Raw genomic sequence first — 21,333 nt, forward strand, 5'->3', positions numbered from 1 at the left:
GCGGAGGTCGCTGAATACACAAGGGAGGCTTTATGAGACTCATTAACATTGGCTTTGGAAATCTGGTGTCAGAGGAACGGCTGATAGCTGCTGTCAGTCCCGATTCCGCGCCCATCAAGCGGATGGTGCAGGAGAGCCGGGAGCGTGGAATGCTGATTGACGCCACGTATGGCCGGAAGACCGCGTCAATTTTTATCATGGACAGCGACCACGTGATCCTGTCGGCCCTGCCGCTGGAGAAATTCGGCAGCAGAACCCAGACAGAAACTGCAGAGGAGAGAGAGTAAGCGATGAGAAGAGGGAAGACCTTTATTATTTCCGGACCTTCCGGCGTTGGCAAGAGCACGGTTCTGCATGCTCTGATGGAGAGCAGAAAAAATTTATATTTTTCTGTCTCTGCTACCACCCGGGATCCGCGCCCTGGTGAAATTGATGGCCTGCATTACCACTTTTTGGATGTCGACACCTTTCGGGAAAAAATTGCGAAGGATGAGTTCTTGGAGTATGCGGAATACGTGGGGAACTTCTACGGCACTCCCAAAAGGTTTGTGGACGCGGCCATGAATCGGGGTCAGGATGTGATTCTGGATATTGAGATTCAGGGTGCCATTCAGGTGTGCAGTAAACGACCGGACACGGTGCGGATTTTTATCGCGCCGCCCAGCTGGTCTGAGCTGGAGCGCCGCCTGACTGAGCGGGGTACCGACAGCCAGGAAAAAATTCAAAAGCGTCTGCTGCGGGCCAAGGTGGAATTCCAGACGGCCCATACCTATGATTATTTTGTGATCAACGACACGGTGGAGGAAGCAGTGATGGAGTTGAACGCCATTATGACGGCGGAGCACTGCAAGCCTAAGGAGCGCATGGAAATCATCAGTGGAAGATAACGCTCCGCGTAAATTTGACAAAAATTTTAGCCGAATTCCGGCAGAATGGAAGTAGAACATTATGATGCTGTATCCTGCAATGAACAAACTGACCTCTTTTGTCCCCAACCGCTATATGCTGGTGAATGTGGTAGCCCGCCGGGCCCGCCAGATTGCCGCCGATGCGGAGGAGAACGGAGAACACCTGAATGAAAAGCCAGTGACCATGGCAATCCATGAGGTGGCTGATGGAAAGCTGGATGCCACGAACATGGATTTGACCATTGAGGAACCGGAAGAACAAATCTGAGACGCAGACCAAGGAGGGGCGAGGCATGGAGACCGCTGTGATTGCAAAAGTCGCGGTCGGCGCCGCGCCCTATTCCATTGACAAAGCCTATGACTATCTGGTACCGGAGGCCATGACGGCGGCCGCGGTACCTGGGGTACGTGTCATTGTCCCCTTCGGACGGGGAAACCGCACGTCGGAGGGCGTTGTGCTGGCGGTTGACACCGCCGAGAAGATGCCGGGGTTGAAGCCGCTGGCAGAGATACTGGACCCGGAACCTGTGCTGGACGGTGCGGACATTGCTCTGGCTCTCTGGATTCGCCAACGGTATTTCTGTACCATGTTCGAGGCGGTGAAAACCATTCTTCCAACCGGGCTTTGGTACCGTCTGCAGGAGAGCTACCGTGTGGCTGACGGGCTGGACCGGGAGGCTGCGGACAGCCTCTGCGGCGGTATTTCAACGGCAGCCGCCGTGCTGGATGTGCTGTTTGCCGAGGGAAGCGCTGATTTGGAAACGCTGCGGGACACCTGCGGAAACGATGCTGAACAGACGTTGAAAGTCTTGCGCCGGCTCGGCGTGGTGACTGCGGAAACCTCCGCCAAGCGGAAAAGCAGCGATAAAACCCGCCGTATGGTGGAGCTGTCTATGGAGGCTGGGGAGGCTATGACCCTGGCAGAGGCGAAACGGCGCTCTGCGCCACAGCGGTATGAAGTTGTAAAGCTGCTGGCGTCAACCGGGCGGGCTGCCGCCGCAGAGGTGTGCTATTTCACCGGCGCGTCCATGCGGACGCTGCGGGGAATGGAGAAGGCCGGACTGTTGCTCTTTTCGGAAGAAGAGGAGCTGCGCGTTCCACAGGCGAAAGTCACCGAACCGGAACAGCCTATTGTCCTCAACGGCGAGCAGCAGGCGGCTTTTGATGAGATTTTGAAGCTGTCCCGCAGCGGAAGACCGGAGGCAGTGCTGCTTCAGGGCGTTACCGGAAGCGGAAAAACGCAGGTTTATCTCCGCCTTGTTCAGGAAATCCTGGAGATGGGAAAGACTGCCATTGTGCTGGTGCCGGAGATTGTACTGACTCCTCAGATGATGCGGAAGTTTACCGCCTACTTCGGAGAGAATGTGGTGATGCTCCACAGTTCCCTGCGTATGACGGAGCGCTATGACCAGTGGAAGCGCATCCGCCGGGGCGAGGTACGGGTTGTCCTGGGCACCCGATCTGCTATCTTTGCTCCTCTGCGGAATCTGGGACTCATTATCTTGGACGAGGAGCAGGAGAGCAGCTATCAATCGGAAAATGCACCCCGGTATCACACCCGGGACATTGCCAAATACCTCTGTGCCCGGGACAAAGCCGTTCTGGTGCTTGGATCCGCCACACCCGCGGTGGAGACTGCCTGGGCTGCGGAACAGGGGCTTTATCACCGGGTGCTGCTGCGGCGGCGCTATAATGCGCAGCGGCTGCCTCAGGTGATTGTGTCAGACCTGCGCCAGGAAATCCGAAATGGCAACTCGGGCGCTGTGGGGGCTGCCCTGCGGGAGGAACTGGAGGGTAATCTCCGCCGGGGAGAGCAGAGTATTCTGTTTTTGAACCGCCGGGGCAACAGCCGCTATGTGCTGTGCGGCGAGTGCGGCCATGTGCCGGAGTGCCCACGCTGCAGCGTGGCACTCACGTATCACTCCGCGAACGGGCGGCTGATGTGCCACTACTGCGGCCATTCAGAGCCTGCTAAGGACATTTGCCCAGCGTGCGGCGGCCGGATGAAGCATATTGGCACCGGTACCCAGAAGGTGGAGGAGGAGCTGCGGGAGCTGTTTCCGGATGCTGGTATCCTTCGGATGGATGCGGATACCGCCGCCGGCGGCCACGAAAAAATCCTGCGGCAGTTTGAACAGGATCGGGTTCCGATTCTGCTGGGTACCCAGATGGTGGCCAAGGGGCTGGATTTTGAAAATGTGACGCTGGTGGGGGTTCTCTCGGCAGACCTTTCCCTCTATGTGGACCACTACCGGGCTGCGGAGCGGACCTTCAGTTTGCTGACCCAAGTGGTCGGCAGGGCAGGCCGGGGCGGCAAACAGGGGCGGGCGGTCATTCAGACCTATACCCCGGCCAACGATGTGATCCAATCTGCCGCCCGACAGGATTACGAGAGCTTTTACCAAAGCGAGATCCGGATCCGGCGGCTGCGCCGCTGCCCGCCTTTTGCGGATCTCTTTACCTTCCACGTCTCCGGCGCAGAGGAGGGCGGCGTTTTGCGGGCCGCCGCAGCTGTCCGGGAGCGGCTGCGGCAGATCTGTACATCGCCGGAAATGGCTCCGGCGGATCCAGAGGTCCTGGGCCCGGCTCCCGCGCCGGTTTTGAAGCTGAACAACCGCTACCGATATCGTGTGCTTCTGGTGGGAAAGAACGATAAGGCCACCCGGGAACAGATTCGGAGACTGTTGAAGGAATTTGCAGCGGACCGCGCCAACCGCGGATTGAATTTATTTGTGGACTGCAACACCATGGAGTGAAGCGGTCGGAAGGAGATCATGATGGCTTTACGAAAGATTGTGGAACAGGGGGACGACTGCCTGAAGAAGGTCTGCCGTCCTGTGACGGAATTCAACGCCCATCTGCATCAACTGCTGGACGATATGGCGGATACCCTGACAGAGGCCAACGGCGCCGGCCTTGCCGCACCGCAGGTGGGAGTCCTGCGCCGGGTGTGCCTGGTGCTGGATGAGGACACGGAGGAGTTTATCGAACTGATTAACCCTGAGATTCTCTCCCAAAGCGGTGAGCAGACGGGCCTGGAGGGCTGCCTCAGCGTTCCTGGAAAGTGGGGCATCGTCACCCGCCCCAATGTGGTGCGGGTAAAGGCACAGGACCGGGACGGCAACTGGTTTGAGGCCGAGGGGGAGGGCCTGACCGCCCGCGCCTTCTGCCACGAGATTGAGCACCTGGACGGCCATCTGTTTGTAGAGCATATCGACCACTTCCTGTCCGAAGAGGAGCTGCGGGACTATCTGGAGCGGGAAGAGCAGGAGGGAGAGTAAGCCCATGCGTATCCTGTTTATGGGAACGCCGGATTTTGCAGTGGCGTCCTTAAAGCGTCTGGTGGAGGATGGACATGACGTCTGCGGCGTCTTCACCCAGCCGGACAAGCCCCGCAACCGGGGCAAGGTGACCTTTTCCCCGGTGAAGGAATACGCCCTCTCTCAGAATCTGACGGTGTACCAGCCGATGAAGATGAAGGACGGAGAGGCACTCGGCATCGTTCGGGAGCTGCACCCGGATCTGATTGTGGTGGTAGCCTACGGCCGTATCCTTCCCAGGGATATTTTGGAGGCCCCGAGGCTCGGAGCCGTGAATGTCCACGCAAGCCTTCTGCCCAAGTATCGCGGCGCAGCTCCTATCAACTGGGCCATTTTGAATGACGAGGCGGAGACCGGCGTCTCCATCATGTATATGGCGGAGGAGCTGGATGCCGGCGATGTGATCCGGGTGGCGAAAACCCCCATCGCACCGGACGAGGAGCTGCCGGTCCTGTGGGATCGGCTGGCGGAGCTTGGCGCCCAGGCGCTGTCGGAGACGATTCCCGCCCTGGCGGATGGAACGGCTGTCCGCGCCCCGCAGGACGGCACGAAGATGACCTACGCCCCCATGCTGTCCCGGGAATTATCACCCATTGACTGGAGCCGCTCCGCCCGGCAGATTGACTGCCAGGTGCGGGGACTGCTGCCCTGGCCCTGTGCCTCCACAGAGCTGGCGGGACGGAAACTGAAGGTTTACCGCACTGCACCGGGCAGGGAGACCCATCAGGTCCCGGGCGCTGTGCTCTCCGCTGGAAAGGCGGGGATCGAGGTGGCCTGCGGCGATGGGAAGAGCCTTGTGATTACGGAGCTTCAGGCGGAAGGCGGAAAGCGGATGGCGGCATCTGCCTACCTGCTGGGGCATCCCATTTCAATTGGAAACGAGTGATTTTATGCCATATTACGGTTACGGCTATTACGGTTATGGGGATTTTCTGGCCAACAACATCTACTGTCTGCTGCTGATCCCGGTGCTGCTGCTGTCTGTCTGGGCGCAGATCCAGGTCAGCGGCAATTTCCGGCGGTACGCGGTAACAAACCGCCGGCGCCTTACCGGCGCCCAGGCGGCGGAGGCGGTGCTGCGTTCGCACGGCGTTTACGATGTCCCTGTCCGCATGACCAGGGGAAACCTGACGGACCACTATGATCCCCGGGACAACACCATTTACCTCTCCGAATCTGTGTATGGCGCTGCCACCATTGCGGCGGTGGGCGTAGCAGCTCACGAGGCGGGCCACGCCGTCCAGTACGCCGAGGGCTACGGCCCCGTGCGGCTGCGCAGTGCCATTATTCCCGCTACCCAGATTGGTTCCAAATTTTCTTTCATCCTGCTGCTGGTGGGAATGCTGCTGTACAGCCAGACGCTGTTTTTCGTCGGCATCCTGCTGTTTTCCCTGACCACGCTGTTCCAGCTGGTGACGCTTCCGGTGGAGTTCAACGCCTCGCACCGGGCCATTGAGACCATCGGCGGACAGGGCCTTTTGGATGAGGACGAGGTGTACGGTGCCCGGAAGGTTCTGCGGGCAGCCGCGCTGACCTATGTGGCCGCGCTGCTGATGTCTGTCCTGCAGCTGCTGCGCTTTGTGCTCATCTTCCTGGGCCGCGGCGGCGGCCGGCGGGGAGGAGGGCGCGAATGAGCCATTCTGCCCGGGAGAGCGCGCTGCGGGTGCTTGTCAGCTGCCGGACCAACGGGGCCTGGGCGGACGCCGCCCTGAAGGCCCAGTTGGGCCGGGACGGCCTGAGCCGGCAGGATGCGGCACTTTGCAGCCGTATGGTTTACGGCGTGCTGCAAAACAGGATGCTGCTGGACTTCTATCTCAGCGCCTACTGCTCCCAGAAGCCGGAGCATCTGCAGCCGCCACTGCTGGATATCCTGCGGCTGGGCGCCTATCAGATCCTCTTTTTGGACAAAGTACCGGACAGCGCCGCCGTCAATGAGTCGGTGAAGCTGGCAAAGCTCTTCAAAAGGGGGCAGGCCTCCGGCCTTGTCAATGCCGTTCTCCGTAAGGTTTCGCAGAATAAAAACGCCTTGCCGCCCATTCCAAACCGGGACGCGGTGCAGCGCCTGTCCATTCAGTACAGCCACCCCAAATGGCTGGTGAAGCGGCTGGTGCAGCTGCTGGGGGAGACAGAGGCAGAGGCGTTCCTCACCGCCGATAACGCTGCTGCACCTCTGACCGTGCAGGTGAATCCCCTGAAGACGACAGCGGAGGCTCTGATGGCGGAGCTTGGGGAAGCCGAAATTTCTGCCGTTCCCCACGCCTGGGTGCCGGGATGCCTGGAGCTGGACCGCACCGGCGATTTGACGGCGCTGGCCGCCTTCCGGGAGGGACGGTTCCTGGTGCAGGACGGCGCCGCCGCCCTGGCCGCCCAGGCCGCCGGCGTGACGCCCGGCGCCCGGGTGCTGGATGTATGCGCCGCGCCTGGAGGCAAGTCCTTTTCCGCGGCCCTTTCCATGGAGGACCAGGGCGTGGTTGTCTCCTGCGATCTCCACGAAAATAAGCTGAAGCGCATTCAAGAGGGCGCGGAGCGCCTGGGGCTGACCTGTATTCAGACGGCTGCAGCCGACGGTCGGCAGTTCTGCCCGCAGTGGGAGAGTGCCTTTGACGCCGTGCTGGTGGACGCGCCCTGCTCTGGCCTTGGCATCATCCGCAAAAAGCCGGACACCCGGTACAAAAAGCCGGACGACCTCTTCACCCTGCCGGTGGTCCAGCAGGCCATTTTGGACAATGCCGCCCGCTACGTCCGGCCCGGCGGCATTCTGGTGTACTCCACCTGCACGATTCTGCCGGAGGAAAACGAACAGGTGACGGAGGCATTTCTTGCCGAACATTCTGCCTTTTCCCGGGAAAGCCTGCCTGCCCCCATCGGAGAGATGGGGGGACAGGTGACGCTGTGGCCCCAGCGCCACGGCACTGACGGCTTTTACATCTGCCGCATGCGGCGGCAAGCTTGAGAGGAATCCTTGTTTATGACCGATCTGAAATCTATGTCACTCTCCGAGATGACAGAGGCTTTGAAAGGAATGGGGGAGCCTGCCTTTCGGGGTAAACAGGTGTTTACCTGGCTTCACAAAGGGGTACACTCTTTTGAGGAAATGACCAACCTTCCAAAGGCCCTGCGGGACAAGCTGGGGGAGGCGTATTCCATTGCTGTACCAAAGGTGGCCCGGAAGCAGGTCTCCCGACAGGATGGCACCATCAAATATTTGTGGGAGCTGGCGGACGGAAACTGCATTGAGTCCGTCCTGATGCAGTATCATCACGGCAACACGGTGTGTATCTCCTCCCAGGTGGGCTGCCGGATGGGCTGTGCATTCTGTGCATCTACAATTGCCGGAAAGGTGAGGGATTTGACACCTTCCGAGCTGCTGGATCAGGTTCTCTTTACCCAGGCAGACTCAGGACTGACCATTTCAAACATTGTGCTGATGGGCATCGGAGAGCCGATGGACAACCTGGACAACGTGCTGAAATTTCTGGAGCTGGTGAATCATCCTGATGGACTGAACATTGGGATGCGGCATATCTCCCTCTCCACCTGCGGCGTTCTTCCCGGCATCCGCCGGCTGGCGGAGCTGGGACTGCAGCTGACACTGTCAGTCTCCCTCCACGCACCGGACAGCGAAACCCGATCCCGGATCATGCCGGTAAACCGGGCCTATGACGTGGAACAGCTGTTTGAGTCCTGCCATGACTACTTTCAAAAGACCGGCAGGCGGATTTCCTTTGAATATGCCATGATTGACGGCGTCAACGACAGCGACTGGCAGGCGGATTTGATTGCCCGGAAGCTGAAGGGGATGCCGGGACATGTAAATTTGATTCCGCTGAACGACGTGGTGGAGAGTCCCTATAAGCCCTCCCGCCGGGTGGCGGCCTTCCAGAAGCGATTGGAGTCCCACGGCGTCACTGCCACAGTGCGCCGAAGCCTTGGGGGCGACATTGACGCCTCCTGTGGACAGCTCCGCCGGAAGGCCATGGAAGAAGCAGAGAAAGGGGAGGGTTCCCGATGATGAAAATTTGGAGCATGACGGACGTGGGCCTGGTCCGGAAGGATAATCAGGATGCGTATGACGCCAGAGTGTGCACAGCCTCCGGCCATACCGTCTGTGTGGTATGTGACGGCATGGGCGGCGCGGCCGGCGGACAGCTTGCCAGCCACATTGCCGTGACAACTTTTATGGAGGAGCTGGAGAAGGTGCTGACGCCTGAAATGACGCCGGAACAGCTGCGGGAGGCATCCTCCTATGCGGCATCTCTTGCCAACAAGGCTATCCGTGAGGCAGCCAAGGCATCCGAGGCGTGCCGGAATATGGGCACCACTCTGGTTTCTGCCGTTTCTTACAACGACGGTGCGGTGATTACCAATGTGGGAGACAGCCGGGCCTATCATATTACGCAGAGCGGAATCACCCGTGTCACCAAGGATCATTCCCTGGTGGAGAGCATGGTGGATCGCGGCGATATCACTGCAGAGGAGGCACGCCGCCACCCGAACCGCAACCTCATTACCCGTGCCCTTGGGCCGGACAGTACGGTCGCCTGCGACGGGTACATATGCCCCATGGAAGCAGGGGACTACCTGATGCTGTGCACGGACGGCCTGGTGGACACAGTAACGGATCAGGAGATGCTGTTTGAGGTGATTCACGGCGGCGATCCGGACAACTGCCTCAGCAGGCTGCTGGCCATTTCCAAGGGCCAGGGCGCGCCGGACAACGTCACGGCGGTGCTGCTGCAAAAACAGTAAGGGGGGGGACAGACGAATGGATCAGTACATTGGAAAAATGCTGGACAACCGGTATGAAATCCTGGAGCGTATCGGCACAGGCGGCATGGCGGTGGTCTACAAGGCAAAATGTCACCGGCTGAACCGGTTGGTGGCAATCAAAATTTTAAAGAGTGATCTGGCCCAGAATGAGGACTTCCGCCGCCGCTTCAATGCGGAATCCCAGGCAGTTGCCCAGCTGTCCCATCCCAATATCGTGTCGGTATACGACGTGTCCCGGGGCGGCGATGTGGAGTACATCGTCATGGAGTTGATTGACGGCATCACGCTGAAGCAGTATATGGAAAAGCGCGGCCAGCTGAACTGGCGGGAATCCCTGCACTTTATCACCCAGATTATGCGAGGACTCAGCCACGCACACAGCCGGGGCATCGTGCATCGGGATATCAAGCCGCAAAACGTCATGGTTTTGCGGGACGGCAGCGTCAAGGTGGCTGACTTTGGCATCGCCTGTCTGGAGAACTCCGCCCAGACCCTGACCCAGGAGGCGCTGGGATCAGTCCACTACATCTCGCCGGAGCAGGCGAGAGGAGACCGCACCGATGCCCGCAGCGACATCTATTCCGCCGGTGTGGTACTGTATGAGATGCTGACCGGGCGGCTGCCCTTTGAGGGAGATTCCGCCGTATCGGTGGCGATTCAGCATTTGAGCTCCATCCCACTGGCACCGCGGGAGATTAACCAGGAAATTCCGGAGCAGCTGGAGCTGATCTGCATGAAGGCCATGGCGCCGGATTTGGAGCGGCGCTATCCATCGGCGGACGCCATGATTGCGGATCTGGAGGCTTTCCGGAAAAACCCGGGCGTCAACCTGGACTTTGAGATGGAGGATCTGCGCCCGGCGGAGGAGGACGAGCCCACCCGTCTGCTGCGGACAGCCGGCGTCCACGCGGCCGCCAATGCCGGTCAAAGCCATCGCTCTGTTCGGGAGCGGGAGGGCAGCTATGATCGGGAGCGCCGCCGGAATGATGCGTATGAAACAGTTTCCGTCCAAAGCGGAAAACGCCAGATTGCCATGATAACGGGCGCGGTGGTGGTTGCGCTGGTGCTGGTGTTTTTCCTGTTCCGGTTTATTTTGAGCTCCTTTGGAGAGAAGACACCAGAATATGCGGTTCCAGATCTCATCGGTATGACGCTGGAAGAGGCGGAAAACGACGAGCGGGTCAAAGACATTTTCACCATCAATTCCACTGAGGAGGCCAATGACGAGGCCCCAGCGGGAGAAATCTTCTGGCAGGATCCAAAGGCAGACACCCTGAAAAAGGGAGAAAACCTGATCATTGAGGTAAAAGTCAGCACCGGCGCGGCTACCGGGGAAATGCTTGACATCACCAACAAGACATATCAGGAGGCAAAAATCCTGATGAAGAAGCTGATAGAGGACTATGAGCTGACCATGGAAGAGCCTTCTGAGGAGGCCTGGGTGTTCAGTGATGAGGTCAACAGCGGTTATATTATTTCCTCAAGCCCTGCCAAGGGAGAACCGCTGAAAAAGGGCGACACCATTACGCTGGTGATCAGCAAAGGCCCCCAGCTGGAGGAGTTCCCCGTGCCGTTCTTTGTAGGACAGCCAATTGACAAGGTCCGTGAGCAGCTGAAAGGCCCGTGGCCCCTGACCTGCACCGACGCCGATATCGAGTGGGTGGACAGTGATGAGGATGAGGGCATTATTACCTGGCAGAGCATCGACGGCGGCGCCACCGCTAAAGAAGGCGACACCATTAAATTCAAGGTCAGCAACGGAAAGGGAATCAGCCAGGGAAGCGGATCCGACATACTGACGGTGTCTTTGCCCACAGACCGGGACAGCGGACGCATTCAGGTATATCTGGACGGCAGCTTGGTCTATGACGATACACTGGTATTTGCGGATTGGAACTGGACATTTACCCGGGAATTTACCGGCACCGGATCAGCTGAGGCCACCGTCTACATTGATGGTGAGCTGTCCACGTCCACGGTGCTGCAGTTCAGCTGATGGTACAGGGAAGAATTCAAAAGGCCCTCAGCGGCTTCTATTATGTGCAGACGGAAGGGGAGCTGCTGACCTGCCGCGCCAGGGGGAAGTTTCGGAAAGAAGGCGTCTCCCCCCTGGTAGGGGACTGGGTGGAGGTCCGGGAGCTTGGAAACGGCGAGGGCTTTGTAGAGTCCATTGCTCCCCGGCACAACGCCTTTGTCCGGCCAGCGGTGGCCAATATTGACCAGCTGGTGGTCATTGCCTCTGCTGCCGTACCTAAAACGGATCCCTTTCTTATCGACCGGGTGGCCGCCATCGCGTCCTTAAAGGCATGCGGAGTGATTCTTTTGCTGAATAAGTGCGATCTGGATCCTGCCGATGAGTTGTACCGCATCTACTCTGCCGCCGGGTTCCAAACCCTTCGGGTCAGCGCAGAAACTGGGGAGGGATTAGAGGTACTGAAACCGCTTATTTCTGGAAAGCTATCTGCCTTTACAGGGAATTCCGGCGTCGGAAAATCCAGCATTTTAAACCGATTGGACGATACCTTTCATATCCAGGTGGGGGAAATCAGCGCAGCCTTGGGCCGTGGACGGCACACCACCCGGCATGTGGAGTTGTACCATCTCTCCTGTGGTGCGGACGTGGTGGATTCCCCCGGCTTTTCCTCGTTTGAAACAGAGGAGCTGAACTTGCAGCTGAAACACCATCTGCCGGAGGCGTTCCGGGAATTCAGACCCTATTTGGATGGGTGCCGTTTCATTGGATGCAGCCACACCAAGGAGAAGGGGTGCGCTGTGTTGGAGGCTGTGAAGAACGGCGGGATCCAAAAAAGCCGCCATGAGAGCTATATTCGCCTCTATGAAGAGCTGAAGCCTTTGCAAGATTGGCAGGAAAAGAAAAAATAACCGATGTGGCCCGGGATCCAGCGGATCCCGGGCGGTTTTTTTGCACGCTGGACAGCCCCGCCTGTATATACTGGTACTGAAGAAAGGGGCGTGTGACGGATGTTTCGTGGAGGCGGCTGCTGGCTTCTGGGCTTTTGCGGCATTGCTCTTGGCTCCGGGATCCTGATTGCGGCGATCTTCCCGGTGGGGGCCTTGCTGTTCCTGGTGGCGTTTCTGTTGATTGCATGCGGCTGCGCCTGCTGCAGGCGTTAGAAAGGAGCAAGCGTATGAAAATTGTGGTTTGGAAATCCCCCAAGGCCCTATGCGGAATTTTGCGGAAGCTATTTAAAATTCATGAATAAGCCCTTCCGGCTGCTCATACATTAAAAGCAGAACATGAACAGCCGGGAAAGGATGGGCAACCATGGAACTGGAATTGAAAAAAGAGGCCTTCAACGCTTTTGAAGCAGGCGGTGAGCTGACGCTAACACAGGAGGAGACCACTGAAACCATTGTGCCGGACTACTGCCCGGATATTGCGCGCATTATTGAGACGGATGGAAAGGTCTACCTGCACAGCCGGGAAATCCGGGACGGAAAGGCAGAGGTCTCCGGAACCGTCCGGGTGACGGTACTGTATACGCCGGATGGGGAGGGCGGCATTCGGACTCTGGAATTTGCAATACCCTTCACAGCGGAGAGCGACGGGCGAGCTATGCCGGACTGTGTGGCGCTGACAGCAGAGACGGAGACAGAGCTTCTGGAAACCAGAATGCTGAATCCCAGAAAGGTATTCACCCACTGCAAGCTGGTAACAAGAATCACCGGCTATCAGCGGGTTTCCATGGGTTTCTGTACGGATGTGGAGGCGGAGAAGTCCCTCTGCATTGAAAAACGGCAGGAACAGCAAAAGGCGATGATCCTGACACATATCGCAGAGAAGGACTTTACATTTACGGAGACAATGAACCTGTCTCCGGGCCGGGACGGCGCGGCGGAACTGCTGACCAGCCGTGTGAACAGCACTGTGACGGAGAGCAAAATCGTGGGCAGTAAGCTCATCTTCAAGGGCATGTTCACGGTAGAGCTGCTGTACCGCACAGCTGCCGGACGCTGCTGTGCCACAACGGGAGAGCTGCCTTTTTCTCAAATCATGGAAGTGGACGGCGCCGCAGAGGGCTCTGCTGCATTGCTTCACCTGACACTGACCGGGACGGATTTCCAAATTGACGGCGGAGATGATGAGGGCCGGGAAATTGCCGTAACCCTGTATCTCCATGCTACCGCATTGCTGCGGGAGGAGCGGGCACTGACACTGCTGAATGACCTGTACTCCACTGTGTTTGACCTGACATATGATGCCGCTCCCTTGCCGCTGACCTCTTTTTGTGAGAGCCTGACACGCCGTCAGACTGTGCGGGAGGTGCTGGAGATCGGTGTGGTTGCGGAGTCTATTCTCTCCGTCTCTGTCCGGTGCGGTGCGGTATCTGTCACCCGGGAGGGGGAGAGTGCGATCCTGCGCACGGTAGCGGCGGTGCGGGCGCTGTACCTGGATGAGGGCGGCGTTCCGCTGGTGGCCGAGCGGTGCCTGGACGTCTCCTGCCAGCTGGAGCTGCCGGAGGACTGCCGTGTGTCCGCCTGGGCCGGCTGCAGCGAGGAGGTGCAGGGCAGTCTGGGTGACCGCGGCATTGAGGTTCGGTTCCCGATAGACTTCCATGTGGAGGCCGCTGCCAAGGTTAAGCGCATCTGCATTACCAGTGCTAAGGTAAACACGGAAGCACCCAGAGAAACCGCAGGGGCGCCCTCTTTGGTGCTGCGCTGCCTTGGAAAGCAGGAATCCGCCTGGGACTTAGCCAAACGGTACCGTACCACGATTGCGGCTATTCTCTCTGCCAACCAGCTGGAAAGCGAGGAGGAACTGGCGCGGGATCAGCTGCTGCTGATTCCAAGAAAGCGGGTGTAACATAAAATGAGAGGCGGAATTTCCGCCTCTCATTTGCCGCTTGCCGATTTAATTTTCCGTATAGCGGGCCAGGAACTGACGGGTGCGCTCCTCTTTTGGATGCTCAATGACATCGTGGGGATTGCCCTGCTCCACAATGAAGCCGCCATCCATGAAGATCACCTGATCTGCCACGTCGCGGGCAAACGCCATTTCATGGGTGACGATGATCATTGTGGTTTTTTGTTCTGCCAGGTTTCGGATGACCCGCAGGACCTCACCGGTAAGCTCTGGATCCAGGGCGGAAGTCGGCTCGTCGAAGCAGAGGATGTCCGGATGCATGGCCAACGCCCGGGCAATGGCAACCCGCTGCTGCTGACCGCCGGAGAGCTGGTGCGGGTAGTGTTCCGCCCGGTCTGCAAGTCCCATCTGGGCCAGAAGCTCCCGTCCCGCAGCCTCGATATCCTCTTTGCGCTCGCCGCCATGTTCCTTGGCCATCAACTCCCGGGCCAGGGTGACGTTTTGCAGGGCTGTGTACTGGGGAAAGAGGTTGAAGCTTTGAAAGACCAGGCCGAAGTGAAGCCGCTTTTTCCGAATTTCGCTCTCCAGCTGCGTCTGCGGATTCGCTGCATCGAAGAGGATCTCTCCCTGAACCGAGATGGTGCCGTTGTCCGGCGTCTCCAGAAAGTTCAGGCACCGCAGCAGTGTGGTCTTTCCGCTGCCGGAGGAACCGATAATGGACAGGGCCTGTCCCTGCTCCAGGGAGAAGCTGATGTCATTGAGGACCTTGGTGGAGTCAAAATGCTTTTCAAGATGCTGTACTTCCAAAATGGACATAGCGCCGCCCCCTTATTTAAAGTAGCTGAGCTTTCGCTCAATCAGATTGAAGAGAATGGTCAGAATTCCAACGAAAATTAGGTAGTAAACCGCTGTGTAGAACAGCGGCCAAGTGATGCCGTCGGATTTCATAAATGCCTCACCGGCTTTAATCAGCTCTGTGATGGCGATGATGCGGGCCAGGGAGGTATCCTTCACAAGGGTGATGATCTCGTTGGACATGGGCGGTACCACCCGCTTGACCATCTGGAGCAGGGTAATCCTGAAGAAAATCTGCCGCTTGGTCATGCCCAGCACCTCGCCGGCCTCCCGCTGGCCCACAGGCACGCCCTCAATGCCGCCCCGGTAGATCACGGAGAAATAACAGGCATAATTGATGACAAAGGCCACCGTACAGGCGAACATCCGGCCATTTCCAAAGGACCAGATATTGTTGTCAAACCAGAGCCCCGGCCCGTAGAAGATGATGATAAGCTGGAGCATCAGCGGCGTGCCACGGATGATCCACACAACAACGTTGGTCAGTGCACTGACAGGCCGAAGAGCAGCAAGCCAGGCCGTCCCCCGGCCGGGATTTTCCTGCCTGTAGAGCAAAAAACGGAATGGCCGCCATTTGCTCATGGAGCCAAAGGCGATGAGAAGCCCCAACGGCAGCGCAAACAACAGTGTCAGGAAGAACAGCTGCGTTGCGGCGCTGAGCCCCTTGAGCAGCGACAGGGTAACCGTCCAAAACATGCGTATACTCTCCTCTAAAATTGTATTCAGAAAACTGTCCAAAGGCAGAGAGCATCTCTGCTCTCTGCCTTTGAAGTATCATCACAGGGAAAGCTTACTTGGTAACAACCACCTGTGCGTTGTTGCAATAGGCGTTGGTGCACTCCATGGCTTCCAGGACGGCATCGGTCAGTGTCATGCCATTCCACACCACATCGATGTTCTTGGAGTCCAGCTCCATGATCTTGCTGTCCCAGTCAATGACGATGAACTGTGCCTCCACGCCCAGCTTTTCCGCCACGAGTTTGGCCATGTCAGCGTCAAAACCGATCCACTCGCCGCTATCGTTCTGATAGTCCATGGGCTCAAAGTCGGTGATGCCGATAATCAGCGTGCCCTTGTCCTGGATGTAAGCCACATCGCTGTCGCTCTCAGCGGCGGTGAACTCGGAGGCAGCCTGCTCCACCAGAGCTTCCTGCACACCATATGTCGTTGCGATCTCCTGCATGGAACCGTCCGCATAGGCCTCGCCGAAAACCATATTGATATAGGAGGCCAGGTCACTGCCCTTGCGGCAGCCGACACCGTACAGCTCTTCCGTCAGCTTCTGGTCAGTGACCTTCAAATCAGGGTAGCTGGTGCCTTCACCCACCATGGCGCCGGCCATCAGGGAATCGATGATGGCGGCGTCAGAGGTACCTGCCTGGACTTCCATCAGGGCGTCCGCTTGGGAACCGACGGAGTTCATCTCAAAACCGTTTTCCTGTGCGGCTGCTTCACCGGCGGAACCGGCTTCCACTGCGTAGACGACGGTGGTCTCTTCTTCGGGAGCAGCGTTGTCTGCGTTGTCAGCAGGCGTCTGGGTGTCACTGCCGCTGCCGCCACAGGCCGCCATGGAGGCCGTCATGGCCAGGGCCAGCAAAAGGGCCCAAACTTTCTTCATATTTTTCATCATTCATCCTCCAATACTTTGAAAGGGCAACTCCAATGCCGTTTCATTTAACTCATTAGTAGTTTACCAGACTAAATTAAAGCTGTAAAGTCGGAAACCGCCAGAAGTAAGGAGAAGATAACCTGCTAATTTTGTGCAGTTTTGCTAAAGCGAGACGGGCTGTCATACTTTCAAAGGATGGGACATAGAGATATACCATGAATATGGAGCGGAAAAAGGACGGGATGCTATGAATACCAGTATTTATCAGAATATCGCCACCCGCACCGCAGGGGATATTTATATCGGCGTGGTGGGCCCGGTGCGGACGGGGAAGTCCACCTTCATCAAGCGGTTCATGGAGACCCAGGTCATTCCAAACATCGAAAACGTCTATCGGAAGGAACGGGCCCGGGATGAGCTTCCCCAGAGTGGCTCTGGCCGGACCATCATGACGGCAGAGCCCAAATTCGTTCCGGAAGAGGCGGCACAAATTCAGCTGCCAGACGGCGCGGCCTTTTCCGTGCGCCTGATTGACTGCGTGGGATACATGGTGAAGGGGGCCATCGGCCAATTTGAGGATGACACACCCCGGATGGTCACGACTCCCTGGTATGACCACGAGATTCCCATGACAGAGGCCGCGGAGATCGGCACCCGGAAGGTAATTGCCGAACACTCCACCATCGGGATTGTCATCACCACCGATGGCAGCGTGGCGGACATTCCAAGGGAGGACTATCTGGAGGCGGAGGAACGGGTAATCCGGGAACTGCAGGAGCTGGGGAAGCCCTTCATCGTACTGCTGAACTCCGCAGATCCGAAATCCAGCCGGGCCACAGCCATTGCAGCAGACATCGCCTCCCGGTATGAGGTCAACTGCATGCCCGTCAACTGTCTGGATCTGGGAGAGGAGGACGTTGCCGGCATTTTGAAGGCGGTACTCTATGAGTTCCCCATGCAGGAGCTGGATCTCTTCCTGCCGCCATGGGTGGACGCCCTGCCGGACCAGCATCCTATCAAGGCTGGGCTGTATGAAGCGGTGCGGCAGGGGACGGCACAGCTCCACCACATCCGGGAGGTGGACGGCGTTATCACAACGCTCGGAGCCTGTGAGGACATCAGCGAGGCAAAGATCACCGGTATTGATCTGGGAACTGGTGTGGCTACTGCCCAGCTGCGGCTGCCCAGGGAGCTGTTCTACCGGACGCTTTCTGAGCAGTCCGGCTTCGACGTGGCCGATGACGGAGATCTGATGAGCCTGCTGACCCGGCTGGCAGCGGTCAAGACGGAGTATGACAAAGTGGCCGGAGCCCTGAAGGATGTGCGGGAGACGGGATACGGCATTGTGGTGCCAGGTATTGACGAGCTAACGCTGGAGGAACCGGAGATCATGAAGCAGGGCGGCCGGTATGGCGTCCGTCTGAAGGCCAGCGCACCCAGCATCCATATGATCCGGGCGGACATCGAAACCGCGGTCAGCCCCATTGTTGGCAATGAAAAGCAGTCTGAGGACATGGTAAACTATCTGCTGCAGGAATTTGAGGGGGACACCAGTAAAATCTGGCAGTCCAACATCTTTGGACGCAGCTTCCACGAGCTGGTGAACGAAGATTTGCAGACCAAGCTGAAGCGGATGCCGGAGGACGCCCGGCGGAAGCTGCAGGAAACGCTGACCCGTATCATCAACGAGGGCAGCGGCGGACTGATCTGCATCATTCTTTAATGATGGGAAAGTGCCGGAGGGATATCCCTCCGGCACTTTTCAACGACGGGGCTTTACAGCGCCGTTCCCCGCTTTGGAACATACAGCCCGTGCATATCCACACCCTCCAGTTCCAGCAAAAACTGCTTGTTTGCCAGTCCCCCGGCATAGCCGGTCAGACTGCCATCGCTGCCTACCACGCGGTGGCAGGGGATGAGAATGGAAACAGGATTGTGGCCCACCGCGCCGCCAACCGCCTGTGCCGCAGCAGAGATGCCGCGCTCGCGCAGCCTGCGGGCCAACTCTCCGTATGTGGTGATCTGTCCGTATGGAATTTCCTGCAGCATCGCCCACACCGCCTGGCGAAAAGGCGTACCTTGCGGTGCCAGGGGCGGCAGGGCAGGGAGGGGGCTCTTCGAAAAATAAGCATCCAGCCAATTTACAGCCTGGTGAAAAACCGGAAGATCCTGTTCCGCCGCATTCTTTTCCAGCGCAGCGGCAAAATACTTCTGACCTGAAATCCAAAGTCCTGTGATGGCTCCGCCGTCCGAGGCCAGATGCAGCTGTCCCACGGGGGATTGGCACACAGCCAGATATGTCATGGCACCCCACTCCTCTCTCTCTTCTCTTTCAGTATACCGGAGAGCGCGCTGTCTTTCAACCGCTTTTCTCCAACGCCGCAAAATGAGGGGGTTGGGATACTTGCAGGCGGAGGCAGAGCATGATACTATAAGAGCATATCACCATGAAAGGGGCGCCGTTTACATGCTGCTGGCAATTGATGTGGGCAACTCCACAACCTCTGTGGGGCTGTTTGATCACAACAAGGATCTGCGTTTTTTAGCTGCGCTGGACACTGACAGCCGAAAGACCGCTGACCAGATCAGTATTGACCTGATGAACCTGTTTACCCTGTATCACTACCGTTATACCGAGGTCACCGGCGCCATTGTCTGCAGCGTGGTGCCGCCGCTGAATTTTATGATGGAGAAGGCGCTGACACGTCTTCTTGGGAAACCTCCCATGGTGGTGGGACCCGGTGTAAAGACCGGGCTGAATCTCCGGATGGAGGTGCAGACCCAGGTGGGTGCGGACATTGTGGCGGACGCCGTGGCAGCGCTGGAGAAGTTTCAGCCGCCTATCATTACCATCGACATGGGCACCGCCACTACCATCGGCGTGATTTCGGAGGGGCGGACCTATGAGGGAGGGCTGCTGCTGCCGGGCGTCAATGTGTCCCTGGAGGCCCTCTCCCGACGGGCGGCGCAGCTGCCGGCTATCTCTCTGCAGCGGCCAAAGGCTTTGATTGGAAAGAATACGGAGGACTGCATGCGCTCCGGCATCGTCTATGGAACCGCAGGCATGCTGGACGGTGTCATTGACCGCATTCGGGAGCAGTTTGCCGGACGGGAGGTCAGTGTGGTTGCCACTGGAGGAAATGCCCCTGTGATTGTGCGCTACTGCCGGAATTCTATCACCTATGACAAATACCTTCTGATGAACGGCTTATGGGCTATTTATCAGAAAAATAAATAAGCCATTCCGCGGCGGAAACGGGAGATGATCCATGACGGCGTATGCAAATCGGAACGAATGTTCCGGCATTCTGGCTTATGATGTCGGAGAAACTTATATAAAAGTCCTGTTTGCCAACGGAAGCGTTTACTTGTACAGTGATGTAAGCACAGGACACGAGAATGTCGCATGTATGAAAGCGCTTGCGGAGCGGGGATATGGTCTAAATACGTTTATTAACCGTTATGTAAAAGACGCGTATGCCCTTTATACGCATCTTCCAGCGCAAACAGAACTTGACGGTTGAATCGTCCAAAAATGCCAGGCATGCTGCAGCATGCCTGGCATTTTTAATAAACACGGGGCGGCGAAATGCTGTCACTTCACCAGCACTTTTTTCAGCTTGGCAAAGCGTGGCAGGGAATCCTGTTTGGGAAGTTCGGGCTCACCCTGAATCAAAGGCAGCACGTAGTTGATAAAGGGCCGCTCCACGCCGTTATGGGCGGCATTGATCCACTCCAAGGGCACCTTCTTTTCCGTATTGGCCACCTCGGTAAGCGGAAGGAGTCTGGTGCGGCAGAGGTATTTGCCCCCCTGCTCCAGACGCTCAAAGCCCACCATCTTGTCAGTAATGCCGTTTACAGCGTTCTCTACGGCAGCCTTGCCGGACATGAAGGATTCCTCAATATCCGTCTCGGAGGCAAGGTGCGCACCGCAGCGCTGCAGCAGGCTCAGCTCAATGCCGCGGACCTTGGCGCCGGTCTTCTCTTTGACCACGGCGGCCAGTGTGGCGGCAAGGCCGCCCAGCTGGGCATGTCCAAAGCCGTCGGTGGCGGAGGCCTTGGCTTCAGAGACGAAAGATCCGTCGGCGTAGTGGATACCCTCAGATACGGCCACCATGCAGTTGCCCTTCTCCTTATAGATGCGCTCCACATCGGCCAGGAAGGCGTCCATGTCAAAGTCCACCTCCGGCAGGTACACCAGGTCGGGGCCCGCACCATAGGCGGTGGCAAGCGCCGCGGCACCGGCTAACCAGCCAGCATGGCGGCCCATGATCTCGATGATGCAGACCATGCCGGTGTCATACACCCGGGCATCCTGGTAGACCTCCATGCAGGAGGTGGCAATGTACTTGGCGGCGGAGGCATAGCCTGGGCAATGGTCGGTACCGAAAAGGTCATTGTCGATAGTTTTAGGCACGCCCATAACGCGGCACTCATATCCCACCTTTTGCATATACTTGCTGATCTTATTGCAGGTGTCCATAGAGTCATTGCCGCCGTTATAGAAGAAATAGCGGACATTATATTTCTTGAAGATCTCCAGAATCCGCTTGTAATCCGTATCATCCACATCCGGATCCGCCATCTTATAGCGGCAGGATCCAAGCGCGGAAGAGGGGGTATATTTCAGCAGAGCCAGCTCCGCCGGGTCTTCCTGGCCCATGTCAAACAGACGGTCATTCAAAACGCCCTTGATGCCGTGCTCTGCACCGAGGACACGGGTAATATTTGGATTTTTCAAGGCGGTGTCAATCACGCCGTAGGCACTGGCGTTGATGACCGAAGTCGGCCCTCCGGATTGACCAAAAATACAGGCGCCTTTCAGTTCACTCATTGGAAATCCTCCTCTGAATTTGATTTCTTTCATCATAGCATCCAAAAAAAGAAATGTAAATACTTGCAATTTAAAATTATTGTGATATTATCAAATAAGAAAATCGTTTTCGTCTTTTCGGATCGTGAAAATTCACAAGTCTTTTGCGTAAACTGACATTTTTTGTGCGCAAGCGATTACAAAGGACGGGAGAAGATGGAATTTTCAATTTT

The 21,333-nt window shown here is 57.6% G+C and carries 22 protein-coding genes; 17 read left to right on the forward strand and 5 right to left on the reverse strand.

From position 1 onward, the window contains the following. The first annotated feature begins 32 nt into the window (after positions 1-32). The 14 genes from BMZ81_RS02485 to BMZ81_RS02545 all read left to right on the forward strand — a co-directional run bounded on the left by BMZ81_RS02485 (position 33) and on the right by BMZ81_RS02545 (position 13,823). Complete coding sequence (locus tag BMZ81_RS02485) at positions 33-287, forward strand: DUF370 domain-containing protein (protein ID WP_091128237.1); 255 nt, start codon at positions 33-35, stop codon at positions 285-287. A gap of 3 nt (positions 288-290) precedes the next feature. Continuing rightward, entirely contained in the window at positions 291-887 is a 597-nt protein-coding gene (gene gmk / locus BMZ81_RS02490; protein ID WP_091128239.1) for a guanylate kinase, read from the forward strand. A gap of 61 nt (positions 888-948) precedes the next feature. After that, complete coding sequence (gene rpoZ / locus BMZ81_RS02495) at positions 949-1,176, forward strand: DNA-directed RNA polymerase subunit omega (protein WP_091128242.1); 228 nt, start codon at positions 949-951, stop codon at positions 1,174-1,176. A gap of 25 nt (positions 1,177-1,201) precedes the next feature. After that, the gene (priA, locus tag BMZ81_RS02500) at positions 1,202-3,664 is read left to right on the forward strand and encodes a replication restart helicase PriA (protein ID WP_091128243.1); all 2,463 of its coding nucleotides are present in this window, start codon (positions 1,202-1,204) and stop codon (positions 3,662-3,664) included. 21 nt (positions 3,665-3,685) lie between these two features. Further along, positions 3,686-4,189: a peptide deformylase gene (gene def, locus BMZ81_RS02505; protein ID WP_091128246.1), complete on the forward strand. Its 504-nt coding sequence runs from the start codon at positions 3,686-3,688 to the stop codon at positions 4,187-4,189. Between the two features lie 4 nt (positions 4,190-4,193). Continuing rightward, entirely contained in the window at positions 4,194-5,114 is a 921-nt protein-coding gene (gene fmt / locus BMZ81_RS02510) for a methionyl-tRNA formyltransferase (RefSeq protein WP_091128247.1), read from the forward strand. A gap of 4 nt (positions 5,115-5,118) precedes the next feature. After that, on the forward strand, positions 5,119-5,862 hold the full coding sequence (locus tag BMZ81_RS02515) for a zinc metallopeptidase (RefSeq protein ID WP_091128249.1): 744 nt from the start codon (positions 5,119-5,121) through the stop codon (positions 5,860-5,862). Then, positions 5,859-7,181: a 16S rRNA (cytosine(967)-C(5))-methyltransferase RsmB gene (rsmB, locus tag BMZ81_RS02520; protein ID WP_091128250.1), complete on the forward strand. Its 1,323-nt coding sequence runs from the start codon at positions 5,859-5,861 to the stop codon at positions 7,179-7,181. The genes BMZ81_RS02515 and rsmB overlap by 4 nt, the downstream gene beginning before the upstream one ends. Before the next feature lie 15 nt (positions 7,182-7,196). Continuing rightward, positions 7,197-8,240, forward strand: a complete 1,044-nt coding sequence (gene rlmN, locus BMZ81_RS02525) for a dual-specificity RNA methyltransferase RlmN (protein WP_091128254.1) — start codon at positions 7,197-7,199, stop codon at positions 8,238-8,240. Then, a complete protein-coding gene (locus tag BMZ81_RS02530) occupies positions 8,237-8,977 on the forward strand; it encodes a Stp1/IreP family PP2C-type Ser/Thr phosphatase (RefSeq protein ID WP_091128256.1) in 741 nt (246 codons plus the stop codon). The genes rlmN and BMZ81_RS02530 overlap by 4 nt, the downstream gene beginning before the upstream one ends. A gap of 16 nt (positions 8,978-8,993) precedes the next feature. After that, positions 8,994-10,994: a Stk1 family PASTA domain-containing Ser/Thr kinase gene (pknB, locus tag BMZ81_RS02535; protein ID WP_091128259.1), complete on the forward strand. Its 2,001-nt coding sequence runs from the start codon at positions 8,994-8,996 to the stop codon at positions 10,992-10,994. Further along, entirely contained in the window at positions 10,994-11,881 is an 888-nt protein-coding gene (gene rsgA, locus BMZ81_RS02540; RefSeq protein ID WP_091128261.1) for a ribosome small subunit-dependent GTPase A, read from the forward strand. Before pknB ends, rsgA begins: the two co-directional genes overlap by 1 nt. Positions 11,882-11,980: 99 nt before the next feature. Then, complete coding sequence (locus BMZ81_RS13990; protein ID WP_177187167.1) at positions 11,981-12,133, forward strand: hypothetical protein; 153 nt, start codon at positions 11,981-11,983, stop codon at positions 12,131-12,133. 151 nt (positions 12,134-12,284) lie between these two features. Further along, entirely contained in the window at positions 12,285-13,823 is a 1,539-nt protein-coding gene (locus tag BMZ81_RS02545; RefSeq protein WP_091128264.1) for a DUF3794 domain-containing protein, read from the forward strand. A gap of 48 nt (positions 13,824-13,871) precedes the next feature. Here BMZ81_RS02545 and BMZ81_RS02550 read toward each other — a convergent pair whose 3' ends face one another. From BMZ81_RS02550 to BMZ81_RS02560, 3 genes are all read right to left on the reverse strand, one after another. Then, entirely contained in the window at positions 13,872-14,639 is a 768-nt protein-coding gene (locus tag BMZ81_RS02550; RefSeq protein ID WP_091128265.1) for an amino acid ABC transporter ATP-binding protein, read from the reverse strand. A 12-nt stretch (positions 14,640-14,651) separates the two neighbouring features. Next, positions 14,652-15,374 (reverse strand): amino acid ABC transporter permease, encoded by a 723-nt coding sequence (locus BMZ81_RS02555; RefSeq protein WP_091128268.1) that lies wholly within the window; start codon positions 15,372-15,374, stop codon positions 14,652-14,654. Positions 15,375-15,468: 94 nt separating this feature from the next. Further along, positions 15,469-16,296 (reverse strand): transporter substrate-binding domain-containing protein, encoded by an 828-nt coding sequence (locus BMZ81_RS02560; protein ID WP_091128402.1) that lies wholly within the window; start codon positions 16,294-16,296, stop codon positions 15,469-15,471. A gap of 238 nt (positions 16,297-16,534) precedes the next feature. On the opposite strand from BMZ81_RS02560, the gene spoIVA reads away from it, so the two are divergent. Further along, entirely contained in the window at positions 16,535-18,010 is a 1,476-nt protein-coding gene (gene spoIVA / locus BMZ81_RS02565; RefSeq protein ID WP_091128271.1) for a stage IV sporulation protein A, read from the forward strand. Between the two features lie 53 nt (positions 18,011-18,063). On the opposite strand, the gene BMZ81_RS02570 is transcribed toward spoIVA, so the two are convergent. Next, positions 18,064-18,591, reverse strand: coding sequence for a methylated-DNA--[protein]-cysteine S-methyltransferase (locus tag BMZ81_RS02570; protein ID WP_091128272.1), 528 nt, complete (start codon positions 18,589-18,591; stop codon positions 18,064-18,066). A 163-nt stretch (positions 18,592-18,754) separates the two neighbouring features. On the opposite strand from BMZ81_RS02570, the gene BMZ81_RS02575 reads away from it, so the two are divergent. Beyond that, entirely contained in the window at positions 18,755-19,525 is a 771-nt protein-coding gene (locus BMZ81_RS02575) for a type III pantothenate kinase (RefSeq protein WP_091128274.1), read from the forward strand. Between the two features lie 31 nt (positions 19,526-19,556). Further along, positions 19,557-19,811 carry a hypothetical protein gene (locus BMZ81_RS02580; protein WP_091128275.1) on the forward strand — a complete coding sequence of 85 codons (255 nt, stop codon included), beginning with the start codon at positions 19,557-19,559 and terminating at the stop codon, positions 19,809-19,811. Positions 19,812-19,882: 71 nt separating this feature from the next. Here the strand turns inward: BMZ81_RS02580 and BMZ81_RS02585 are convergent, their stop codons facing one another. Next, a complete protein-coding gene (locus BMZ81_RS02585) occupies positions 19,883-21,121 on the reverse strand; it encodes a 6-phosphofructokinase (protein ID WP_091128278.1) in 1,239 nt (412 codons plus the stop codon). Positions 21,122-21,333 lie beyond the last annotated feature (212 nt).

The sequence above is a fragment of the Oscillibacter sp. PC13 genome (assembly GCF_900115635.1).
In the GTDB taxonomy this organism is placed as follows: Bacteria; Bacillota; Clostridia; order Oscillospirales; family Oscillospiraceae; genus Oscillibacter.

Bases quoted from the DNA above. Each gene is read 5' to 3' on its own strand.
- BMZ81_RS02515 (WP_091128249.1), top strand. From the start codon at position 5,119: ATGCCATATTACGGTTACGGCTATTACGGTTATGGGGATTTTCTGGCC.
- BMZ81_RS02560 (WP_091128402.1), bottom strand. From the start codon at position 16,296: ATGAAGAAAGTTTGGGCCCTTTTGCTGGCCCTGGCCATGACGGCCTCC.
- priA (WP_091128243.1), top strand. From the start codon at position 1,202: ATGGAGACCGCTGTGATTGCAAAAGTCGCGGTCGGCGCCGCGCCCTAT.
- BMZ81_RS02530 (WP_091128256.1), top strand. From the start codon at position 8,237: ATGATGAAAATTTGGAGCATGACGGACGTGGGCCTGGTCCGGAAGGAT.
- BMZ81_RS02580 (WP_091128275.1), top strand. From the start codon at position 19,557: ATGACGGCGTATGCAAATCGGAACGAATGTTCCGGCATTCTGGCTTAT.
- BMZ81_RS02585 (WP_091128278.1), bottom strand. From the start codon at position 21,121: ATGAGTGAACTGAAAGGCGCCTGTATTTTTGGTCAATCCGGAGGGCCG.
- spoIVA (WP_091128271.1), top strand. From the start codon at position 16,535: ATGAATACCAGTATTTATCAGAATATCGCCACCCGCACCGCAGGGGAT.
- rlmN (WP_091128254.1), top strand. From the start codon at position 7,197: ATGACCGATCTGAAATCTATGTCACTCTCCGAGATGACAGAGGCTTTG.
- rsgA (WP_091128261.1), top strand. From the start codon at position 10,994: ATGGTACAGGGAAGAATTCAAAAGGCCCTCAGCGGCTTCTATTATGTG.
- BMZ81_RS02485 (WP_091128237.1), top strand. From the start codon at position 33: ATGAGACTCATTAACATTGGCTTTGGAAATCTGGTGTCAGAGGAACGG.
- rpoZ (WP_091128242.1), top strand. From the start codon at position 949: ATGATGCTGTATCCTGCAATGAACAAACTGACCTCTTTTGTCCCCAAC.
- BMZ81_RS02570 (WP_091128272.1), bottom strand. From the start codon at position 18,591: ATGACATATCTGGCTGTGTGCCAATCCCCCGTGGGACAGCTGCATCTG.
- fmt (WP_091128247.1), top strand. From the start codon at position 4,194: ATGCGTATCCTGTTTATGGGAACGCCGGATTTTGCAGTGGCGTCCTTA.
- BMZ81_RS13990 (WP_177187167.1), top strand. From the start codon at position 11,981: ATGTTTCGTGGAGGCGGCTGCTGGCTTCTGGGCTTTTGCGGCATTGCT.
- BMZ81_RS02555 (WP_091128268.1), bottom strand. From the start codon at position 15,374: ATGTTTTGGACGGTTACCCTGTCGCTGCTCAAGGGGCTCAGCGCCGCA.
- def (WP_091128246.1), top strand. From the start codon at position 3,686: ATGGCTTTACGAAAGATTGTGGAACAGGGGGACGACTGCCTGAAGAAG.
- rsmB (WP_091128250.1), top strand. From the start codon at position 5,859: ATGAGCCATTCTGCCCGGGAGAGCGCGCTGCGGGTGCTTGTCAGCTGC.
- pknB (WP_091128259.1), top strand. From the start codon at position 8,994: ATGGATCAGTACATTGGAAAAATGCTGGACAACCGGTATGAAATCCTG.
- BMZ81_RS02575 (WP_091128274.1), top strand. From the start codon at position 18,755: ATGCTGCTGGCAATTGATGTGGGCAACTCCACAACCTCTGTGGGGCTG.
- BMZ81_RS02550 (WP_091128265.1), bottom strand. From the start codon at position 14,639: ATGTCCATTTTGGAAGTACAGCATCTTGAAAAGCATTTTGACTCCACC.
- BMZ81_RS02545 (WP_091128264.1), top strand. From the start codon at position 12,285: ATGGAACTGGAATTGAAAAAAGAGGCCTTCAACGCTTTTGAAGCAGGC.
- gmk (WP_091128239.1), top strand. From the start codon at position 291: ATGAGAAGAGGGAAGACCTTTATTATTTCCGGACCTTCCGGCGTTGGC.